This is a genomic window from Alistipes sp. ZOR0009, from assembly GCF_000798815.1.
GTDB lineage: Bacteria > Bacteroidota > Bacteroidia > Bacteroidales > ZOR0009 > Acetobacteroides.
Genome location: NZ_JTLD01000010.1, coordinates 40,421 through 49,993 on the forward strand (window position 1 = coordinate 40,421; position 9,573 = coordinate 49,993).

A 9,573-nucleotide genomic window follows, 5' to 3' on the forward strand; every position below is an offset into this window, starting at 1 on the left:
CCTGAAAGTTGCACCTAATTAGATGCAACTTTTTGCGTCTTCATTTACACGCAATGTTAAGTTTGATCCTTATTATTTTATAAACGTTAATAGGAACCTCTTTTTTTTATAAGTTTGCTGCAACGTGATAACATAATGTTTATAGTATGAACTGGCTGTACTGGATGAAGTCCACATCGATTAAATCGAAGATGCACCTTTATATTGGGATATCGGTTGCGCTAATAATGGTAATATCTTTTTCGTTCTACATCTTTACGTTAAGGAGCAATACGCGAGAGAATGCCACGAAGATGGCTGAAGAGCTCGTAAAAGGATACTCCAACGAGATGGTAGGAATCACCAATCAGGCGTACGGTTTTAGCGAATCGCTAGCCTCTTCTATTGTGTACATGTTTAACCAGCAGCTAACCAACCGTTCGGAGCTTATAAAGGAGCAGCTAACCAATAGCGCTAAAAATAACACTAACTTCAAATGTATTTGGGTGTCGCTAGAGCACTCGGCAATCACACCAGGCTACACAAAAAGTAGTGGGCGCCGCTCCTTCCTAACTGTCCCCTCTACCAACATTCCGTACATGGAGATGGATAAGGATATGGAGAGTTACGACGCCAAAGGACACTACTACATTGTAAAGAACAGCGGAAAACCCGACATCAAGGAACCTTACTTTTACAACTACTACAACAATTCGGATAAAGAGGAGCTAATTACCACGGTTGCCTACCCTATAAAACATGATGCACAAACCGTAGGGGTGGCTGGTGTCGATATTCCAATGTCAGACTTTCAGAAACTCGTAGATGAAATTAACATATATCCAGGAACGCAAGCCTACCTTGTTTCTCAAAATGGCTTTATAGCCTGCCATACCGATAAAAAGATGGTTGGTAAAAACTTTAGCCAGCTATTTGGAGACGACAACAAGCTAGATCTTCCAAAAATACTTTCAGATGCTAACCCAACCAAGCTGTACAACGCTATAAACGACGAAGACTACTTTACCGTTTTTGTACCGCTTACCGTTGGTAGCCATACCAAATGGATGCTAGGCGTATCCATACCAACCAGCGAAATATTTGCAGAATCGAGAAAAAGCGTTTTGATAGCAATTTTTGTATGTCTGCTTGGGCTACTCGTTATGACCTTTGTTACCAACTACATTGCTAAGCTTGTAACCAAACCGCTACACGATCTAACCGCATCAATAAGAAAGCTCTCTAAAGGAGAGGTAAGCGACAAGGAAAAGCTCGAGATTAAAACGGGTGATGAGATGGAGGAAATAGCCAACTCGTTAAACGTGCTGGTTGATGGGCTAAACAAAACAGCCCAGTTTGCGCAGGAGATTGGCAATGGGAATCTAAAAGCCGACCATCAGCTGCTAAGCGAGAAGGATACGCTGGGCATTTCGCTTCGCGAGATGCAGTCGAGCCTAGTAAAGGCAAACGAGAAGGAGCTAGACCGCAAGAAGGAGGAAGAAAAAACCATGTGGGCCAACCAGTGCTACGCCCTATTCTCGGAGCTGCTTCGCCAAAACAACGACAACATCAAGGAACTTTCTCACAGCATTGTTAGCAACCTGGTTAAATACCTTGACATCAACCAAGGGGGAATGTTTGTCCTAACCGATGCAGATAAAAGTTCGGAGCAGCAGCTCGAAATGACCGCCTGCTTTGCCTACAATCGTCGAAAGATGGTTGAGCGCACCTTTGAGGTTGGCGAAGGGCTCGTTGGCCGCTGCTTTGTTGAAGGTGAAACCATTTACCTGCTCGAAATACCAGATAACTATATAAGCATCACCTCCGGATTGGGAGATACCACCCCAAAATGCCTGCTGTTAGTTCCACTTAAGATAAACAACGAGATTAACGGCGTTTTGGAGCTGGCCTCGCTAACCCCAATAGATGACTACAAGGTAAAGTTTGTAGAAAAAATTGCAGAAAGCATTGCCTCCACCATTGCAAGCGTACGCATCAACATGCATACCGCCGAGCTGCTTAGCCAAACCCGCCAGCAGGCCGAGGAGATGGCTGCACAGGAAGAGGAGATGCGCCAAAATCTTGAGGAGCTACAATCAACTCAGGAAGAGATGGCCCGCGTGCAGGAGGAGCAAAAGCATATCCAGGAAACGCTTCATTTCGAAAAGGCGCTGTTCAACAACTTCCTCGAAACAGTACCCGAAGCGGTTTACTTTAAGGATGAGCAAAGCCGACTAATCCGCATCAGCAAGTCGCTGCTCAAGGTTCATGGCAAGCAAAACGAAAATGAAATTCTAGGCAAAACTGATTTCGATCTATTTGGCGTAGATGAACACTCGCAAAAGGCATACAACGATGAGCAAAACATCATCCGCTCTGGCCAACCCATTTTCAACCTTATAGAAAAGGAGCAGCACAAGGATGGCCACACAACTTGGGTTATTACCAATAAAATGCCGCTACGTGATACAAATGGTAGCATTATTGGTACCTTTGGGGTATCGAAAGACTTTTCCGATGTAATGGAGCTACAGCTTAGCCAAAACCTATTCAATAGCATGCTCGACACCTCGAGCGAGCTCATCTACTTTAAAGACGTAGATCGTAGGATAATCAAGGCAAACAAGACGAAGTACCTGATACACGGCTTTACCTCCGAAGCCGAAATTATAGGAAAAACCGACGAGCAACTTCTTGGCAGCAAATTTGTAGCAAGTTGGGCAGAGGAAGAGCTGGAGATTCTACAAACAGGCGTTGCTGTTGTAGATAAGCTCGAGCAAATAGAAGGAAAAGATGGAGATCTAATTTGGACTTCGACAAGTAAGTTCCCTATTAAAAAGGACGATAAGGTTGAAGGGTTATACATTTTAGTAAAAGATGTTACTGCCGTAAAGGAGCTCGAAGATAGGGAGCAAAAGCAGGCATCGGGCGAAAAGGTAGACCTGAACTAACAATACTAAAGAATCTCAGCAACCTACTGCTTATAACCATCGACATCGACTATATTAATACGAGATGCAAAACGAGAATATAAGCGTGGGTTGCTGTTTTTTTGTAACCATACATATCCAAGTTAAATATCGTCTTCAATTAAGTCGTATATTTAGTCAACTCTTTCGTAATAAATGGACTCTATCCGAGCAAACACTCAAACGGACAACCGCTACGCCATTATTGATGTAGAAACCACCGGTGGCGATCCAAAAAAAAATGGACGCCTAACCGAAGTTGCCATCTACCTGCTCGAGAAGGGCGAGATAGTTGACGAATTTACCTCGCTAATAAATCCAGAAACCCACATACCCAGCTACATTGCCAAGCTTACCGGCATAGACGATGCCATGGTGGAAAATGCGCCCAAATTTTACGAAGTCGCTAAGCGTATTGTGGAGATTACCCAAGATGCGGTTTTTGTAGGACATAACGTGGGGTACGACTACTCCTTTATTCAGCACGAGTTTAAGAATCTCGGCTACAGCTACCGCCGAATGACCTTTGATACGGTAAAAATGAGCCGCAAGCTCCTGCCCGGCCATAAAAGCTACAGCTTGGGAAACCTTTGCGAAGACCTCAACATCAAAATCGAAAATAGGCACCGAGCAGCCGGAGATGCACGCGCCACCGTCGAGCTCTTTAAGCTGCTGTTAAACCATATTAGCCAGGAGGACATCCCCTCTAACGCCGAGATAGCCCACCTCTTTGGCAGCAACATTGCCCGCATGCTGTTCGAAACTCTCCCCGAGGAGACCGGTGTCTACTTCCTTCACGACGCCGATGCCAACGTGATATACATCGGCAAGAGCAGCAACATTGCCAAACGGGTTCTCACCCATTTTGCCAACCATAAGGACAAAAAAAGCATGGAGATGTGCCTCCGCGCCGCCGATATCAGCTACGAGATTACCGGAAGCGAGCTCCTAGCCCTACTACTCGAAGATATCGAGATAAAAAGGCACCAGCCAAAGTACAACCGCGTGCAACGACGTAAAAGCAGCGAGTTTGGCATATACGCTGCGTACAACGAAAACGGCTACCTGGCGCTTACCATCGAAAAGAAGTCGAAAAATGGAATACTGGTAAGCCAATTTCCGTCGGTACAACGCGCCAAGAAGAAGCTCTACGAGCTAATCGAAAAGTTTACCCTTTGCCAAAAAATCTGCGGACTATACAACACATCAGGAGCGTGCTTCCACTACCAAATAGGCTCCTGCAAGGGCGCTTGCCGTGGCGATGAAGATCCCGATTTCTACAATGAGCGCGTACAGCAAGCCATCGAATACCTAAACGACATCTCCAGAAACTTCTTTGTGGTGGAGCAAGGGCGTAACCCCGACGAAACAGCCTTTATAAAGGTAGAAAAGGGTAAGCTGGTTGGGTACGGATTTGCCAGCACCCAATTTCTAAGTGGCGGCATACACGAGCTGCACGAGCTAACAACCCCGCTACTAGATAGCGGCAACTCCATCAAAATAGTAAACGCCTACCTGGCTAAATCGAAAACGGCAAAGACCATCCACTTTTAACCGAACAACGACTGACGTCATAAAAAACAGCAAGGGAGACACCTCGGTATCTCCCTTAACCATGAAAGTAGCAGCAAAATTACACAACGTTACTTCTTTGCTGGAGCTTTCTTTTCTACGGGCTTTTCGGCCTTCTTTTCTGCTGGAGCCGCTTTCTTTTCTGCTGGCTTAGCAGCTTCCTTTTTTACAGGTGCTTTTACTTTCTCGGTCTTTACAGCTGGAGTTTGTGCAAATAGAGAACCAGCAAAAGCCACCATGGCTACAAGTGCTAAAACTTTCTTCATGACAACTACTACTTTATCTGAATAAAATGTACAGTTCAATGTAAACCCGCACAACAAGTATTATTTGTGCCTGCTAGTAGCAGCTAGCTATGCGGGTTTCTAACTAGCTACTTCTTTACAGGAGCTGGCTTTTCAACCTTCTTTTCTGCTGGAGCAACTTTCTTTTCTGCTGGCTTAGCAGCTTCCTTCTTTGCTGGAGCTTTTACTTTTTCAGTCTTTACAGCTGGAGTTTGTGCAAATAGAGAACCAGCAAAAGCCACCATGGCTACAAGTGCAAAAATCTTCTTCATAACTTTTATTTTAAAGATTTACCATTGTTTTTACAAGCATCTTTACCGTGCTTGCAGTAGCAAATATAGGTTCATTCTATTAGAATAGAATTAATACCCTATTAGATCTTTCTTAGAAAATAGCCCTCCCCTGCAAAGGCATAGCTCGCTTTTAAAGGACCGGCGTATACAAAAAACAAGCGCAGCCGTATGCTGGCTGCGCTTAAATATGCTATTAGGCTAACGCCTCAACTATACGAGCTAGCTGCCTAGCTGAGGAGCAACCTCCTTCTTTTTAGCCCTAGAGCCAAACTGAAGGTTAATACCAAACTGGCAGTTAAAGCTACGGGTGTAACCCGGAATACCAACCGAAGAACCGCTATCAGACTTCAGGTTAACCATCCTAGAGAGGATATTGTCGGTAACAATATAGAACTGAATAGGCTTACCACCTATAATAATCCCCGCACCAAAGTTATTCATGCTTCGGTTGTAGATGGAGTAGGTTAACGTAAAGGCCAAGGCCCTAAAAGGGGTAGCATTAGCCGAAAGCGTAAAGGCAGGATCGAAGTAGCTACCATAAAAGCCTCCACGTAGAAGGGCACCACAGTTTAACCAGCTTAAGGCTTGGTAGGTTCCGCCTAAGTAAAGTTTCGTTTTTAGCATGGTACTAAACTTGGCATGCTCGTCGGTTGGCTTAAACTTTGTTTTTAGCGTATCGCCAATAGCCTCTAGCGCCTTACCAAAGTCGATGCTCCCGTTTTCGTCGGGAGTAATGTCTGCTCCGTTAAAGTCGTACGATCCCTTCGATACCAGCTTGTAGCCATTTTGCGACCAACGGATAAAACCAAAGTCGTTTACGCTACCATAAAAGGTAAACTTATCGTTTAGCTTGTAGGTGGCCCCAAGATCTAGCCCCAAGCCTAAGTTAGAGCCAAACTTGTAATCGTTCGACGTGCCAGTTTCGCTTTTCTCAAAGTTTACGCCATCTATCTTACCCTCTGCATCGTAGGTAAAGCTAAGCCGTGGAGCAGAAATAAAGACCTCGGCATCTACATTAATGGTCGATTTTTGAAAATCGTCGGAGGTAACGATGTTGGCCTTAAAGCGGTTGGTCTTTATGGCTGCTATCCCGTTAAGAACCTTAATTCGAGCACCGGCAGTAAGCTTCTCGTTCACAACCTTCGACAGCCCAAAGCCTGTCTCCACATAGGAAGCGCTATTAATGGCCAGGTCGTTAAGATCAATGGTACGCGGACGGCCTGTTTCGAAATCGTAGTTGCCATCCTTTAGGTCGATAAGCCCTTTAGGATAGGTAAATCCGGCTGAAGTCTTAGAGGTGATGTTAAAGTGGCCGTAAAACGAGCTCACCCTAAATCCAAACGAGATAATATCGAGCTGGTTGTCCAAACGAATAAAGTTAATCTTACCCAGCTGCTTCGAAATGCCGTTAACATCAAACACCAACGAATCCTTACGCAGCCCGGTTCCCTTTTTTAGCACATCGGTAAAGGCAAACGAGGAGTTGTTGTAGCCTATACTGAAGTTGGATAAAAGCGGAAAGCCAACATAGGTGGTAAACTCGGGGTTTACCGAAGGGTTAAGAAACGTAGATTGCGGAACCCTAGACATAAAGTAAAGGGTTTTATCCTGTGCGAAGCTGCCAACGCTAGCGGCAGCAAGTATGGCGAGTAGTGCTAATTTTTTCATCATTATACCGATATGTACAGTTGCTACAGATTATTAAGATTTGCTTTAACGAAACCAATCACCTTGATATCCACCTTATAGGATGCAAGCAGCTTTATCAACTGCCCGCTTTGGTGTCCCTCGGTGCTGGCCTTTATCTCAAAAATAATTCGGTTCCCATTCTTCAGCTTTTGAATGCGCACCTGATCGTAATCTGCATCCACCTTCGAGTCGGTTGATAATATATTGCCATTGCTTACTGTCGCAGCCTTTATGATGAATGGCGTGGCCAGTATTTTATCTAGCACATTACCCTTCTCGTCTACAATGTAGGCATTAACCTCCATGTTAACAGGGAAGCCGTTCTTAAGCTGCAGCTGCAGCTTCATTCTTTCCACGTTTTTGCTATCCTTCACCAAATCGGTAAAGTTATACGAGGAGGTATCGGTAAAAACAAGGTTGCTAGCCAAGATATTAAGCGGCAAATCGGCCTTAGCGCCAATGTAAAGCTTATCGTTTACGTTAATACGATTTTTAACCGCCGGATTTTGTGGCGTATTGGGGTTAGCCAACAGCGTTCCGTTAAAGCTGAGCGTATTAGGAAACTTAGCAAGAATATTTACCAAGTTAGAAATACGGCTAATAACCCCTTCACTAATAGCTCGTTTTTGGGCTACATTTGCTGGCGAAACATCAATTAATGAAGGAAGTCCAGTTACAGGATAGGTATCCTTTCCCTTTTTAGCCACCACCCCATTATGCGAAAAGCTGAAAGGTAGTACCGCATGGTTTTTAAATATCAGCTTTACCTCGGGATCCTTAATATCAAAGTTATCCACCTTAAATACGTAATCGCTAAAATCGAGCGGAAGCGAGTTACCTCCAAGCGGAATGCTTATTTGCCCCAAGCTACCTACCAGCTCCTTTACCTTTAGTGAGCTTAGCCCCAACGAAAAGGTAATCTTATCGGGAGTTGCGCTACTGCCCTGCTTGGTAACGGTATACCTAATGGTAAAGCGAAGCTGCTTTCCGCCATTGGGTATAACCTTATACCCCGCAAGGTTAAGGTTGAGCCACTGTGGAAAAGTTTGTGAAAGCGTTTTTCCACCAGCATCTACCAAATCGGGCGACTCGATGGTATAGGAAAAGCTACCATAAAAGTTGGCAGCACTGCTTACCGAAAGAGTACCATCGCTAAGCAGCGCCTCGTCAATCTGCTGGTCGGCGCGCTCTAAGTTTAGGTTCAGGTTGTAGGAGGTTTGTGCGGTAATGGTGGTGTTCGGGAACGAGATTCCGCTAGGAGCAGCAGCAGAAACGCTACCCTGCACATCCTTCACGATGTTGGCGTATTTACCAAACGAAAGCGAATCGAGCGTTCTGTTGTACACCAGGTGCAGCAGCTTGCTGTTATCTACATAAATAAAGCTGGAGGTGTCGCTATTCTTAGGCAGCAGCTGCTCTAAGCTTACCGAGCCGCTGGCTACGGGTAGGGCTACAGAGGTGGATACATCAACCGACGAGGATATCCGATCCATGTTGTACTCCTCCTTTACGCACGACGACAAGGCTAATGCAAGAATAATTGCAGAGAAAAAACGATTATTAACCATGATATATAAATATTTTACCCTTTAATGCTGCAAAAGTATAATTAAAATTGCTTAACAGAGCGGGCGTAACTTTTTTAAACAAACGCGAGCTGCTGCTCATTGCAGCTGCGGTCTGGCAACTGTAGCTGGCAAGGTGTATATGGATAGATGATGGCTAACAAAGAGGCCTGCTGCCCAGCCATTGCCAGGTGTTACCGATACCTGCAGCCCTAGCCTGCGCCCATTCGTACACAATAAAAATCCCGTCATATCTCCCGCCCCCAAACTTTTTCTTACCGTTTACACAGCAAGCTAAGCGGCCTCAAGGCAAAAAAGAAGCAGGCAAATTCGGCAACAAGAGTTCTCCTACCTCGGGAGACGAAAAGTAGGCCGCCCCTAAAAAAAAGCACCCGATCAAATGATGCAAACCTGCTGTATTTGATCGGGAATTTCGTTTATTCCTTAATAATGTGACTAAAAATGCTTCTTTGTAATAAAAAACAACCTTAAAACATCAATTTGATAGAATATACAGCAGAAAAGTTACACAATTCAGCTGAAACCCTACTAAAAGTGATAAAATGCAACCTCATTTACGACTGCAATAAAGGTATATTTTTTGAATAGTGAAAAGGATTACCCCACTATTTTTTATGTTTTACAAAAGGTGTTTCGCAGAGGCAGCTACAGGCAAGCATACCAAAGACGTTAAACAATGAGCTGCAGACCACTACCGCCACACACGCCTGCCTGCGCAGCAGAGGCAGCACCATGCTGTCCGCAAAACATAAAGAGCCCAATACGAAGATAAAACTACCCCCTTTGCCTACAGAGGTTGTGGTACCAATAGCGCTCCAAAGCACCAACCAAATTAAAGCCTAGCCCCCACTCCCGTAAGAGGCAAGAGCAAGCGGCTAATAGATCGCCATCGTAGCGCCAACCCCAGCGAGTAGCACCCTGCTGATTGGCGCCACTGGCAGTCTCGTGCCGAGCAACGCTTAGCTGCCTGCAAGAGCCGCCACCTTCAATGCAGCGGAGCACTACTCCCAATCCGAGCAGTTAGCTAGCGCTTGCAGCGCATTTTGTTGTGCGTTGTAGGCCTATACCTTTGCTCTTGTAAGCCGATATGTTGGCTCTTGTAAGCAAATATCTGGCTCTTGTGAGCCGATATGTTGGCTCTTGTAAGCGAATTCTTGGCTCTTGCGAACCGATAAGTTGGCTCTTGTAAGCAAATTCTTGA

6 protein-coding genes are annotated in these 9,573 nt (G+C 45.0%); 2 read left to right on the plus strand and 4 right to left on the minus strand.

Annotation, left to right across the window (positions count from 1 at the left end; translation table 11 throughout):
- Window positions 1-146 precede the first annotated feature (146 nt).
- Entirely contained in the window at window positions 147-2,930 is a 2,784-nt protein-coding gene (locus tag L990_RS19065) for a PAS domain S-box protein (protein ID WP_052180686.1), read from the plus strand.
- A 174-nt stretch (window positions 2,931-3,104) separates the two neighbouring features.
- Window positions 3,105-4,502, plus strand: a complete 1,398-nt coding sequence (locus L990_RS03425; RefSeq protein ID WP_052180687.1) for an exonuclease domain-containing protein — start codon at window positions 3,105-3,107, stop codon at window positions 4,500-4,502.
- 89 nt (window positions 4,503-4,591) lie between these two features.
- Here L990_RS03425 and L990_RS03430 read toward each other — a convergent pair whose 3' ends face one another.
- The 4 genes from L990_RS03430 to L990_RS03445 all read right to left on the minus strand — a co-directional run bounded on the left by L990_RS03430 (window position 4,592) and on the right by L990_RS03445 (window position 8,354).
- Window positions 4,592-4,786, minus strand: a complete 195-nt coding sequence (locus tag L990_RS03430; protein WP_047445562.1) for a hypothetical protein — start codon at window positions 4,784-4,786, stop codon at window positions 4,592-4,594.
- 107 nt (window positions 4,787-4,893) lie between these two features.
- Window positions 4,894-5,076, minus strand: coding sequence for a hypothetical protein (locus L990_RS03435; protein ID WP_047445564.1), 183 nt, complete (start codon window positions 5,074-5,076; stop codon window positions 4,894-4,896).
- Between the two features lie 240 nt (window positions 5,077-5,316).
- Window positions 5,317-6,768 carry a DUF5723 family protein gene (locus tag L990_RS03440; RefSeq protein ID WP_156121317.1) on the minus strand — a complete coding sequence of 484 codons (1,452 nt, stop codon included), beginning with the start codon at window positions 6,766-6,768 and terminating at the stop codon, window positions 5,317-5,319.
- Between the two features lie 20 nt (window positions 6,769-6,788).
- Window positions 6,789-8,354 carry a hypothetical protein gene (locus L990_RS03445; RefSeq protein WP_047445569.1) on the minus strand — a complete coding sequence of 522 codons (1,566 nt, stop codon included), beginning with the start codon at window positions 8,352-8,354 and terminating at the stop codon, window positions 6,789-6,791.
- Window positions 8,355-9,573: the final 1,219 nt, after the last annotated feature.

Excerpts from the sequence above, each read along its gene's own strand:
- L990_RS19065 (WP_052180686.1), top strand. The coding sequence starts at position 147 with ATGAACTGGCTGTACTGGATGAAGTCCACATCGATTAAATCGAAGATG.
- L990_RS03425 (WP_052180687.1), top strand. The coding sequence starts at position 3,105 with ATGGACTCTATCCGAGCAAACACTCAAACGGACAACCGCTACGCCATT.
- L990_RS03430 (WP_047445562.1), bottom strand. The coding sequence starts at position 4,786 with ATGAAGAAAGTTTTAGCACTTGTAGCCATGGTGGCTTTTGCTGGTTCT.
- L990_RS03435 (WP_047445564.1), bottom strand. The coding sequence starts at position 5,076 with ATGAAGAAGATTTTTGCACTTGTAGCCATGGTGGCTTTTGCTGGTTCT.
- L990_RS03440 (WP_156121317.1), bottom strand. The coding sequence starts at position 6,768 with ATGATGAAAAAATTAGCACTACTCGCCATACTTGCTGCCGCTAGCGTT.
- L990_RS03445 (WP_047445569.1), bottom strand. The coding sequence starts at position 8,354 with ATGGTTAATAATCGTTTTTTCTCTGCAATTATTCTTGCATTAGCCTTG.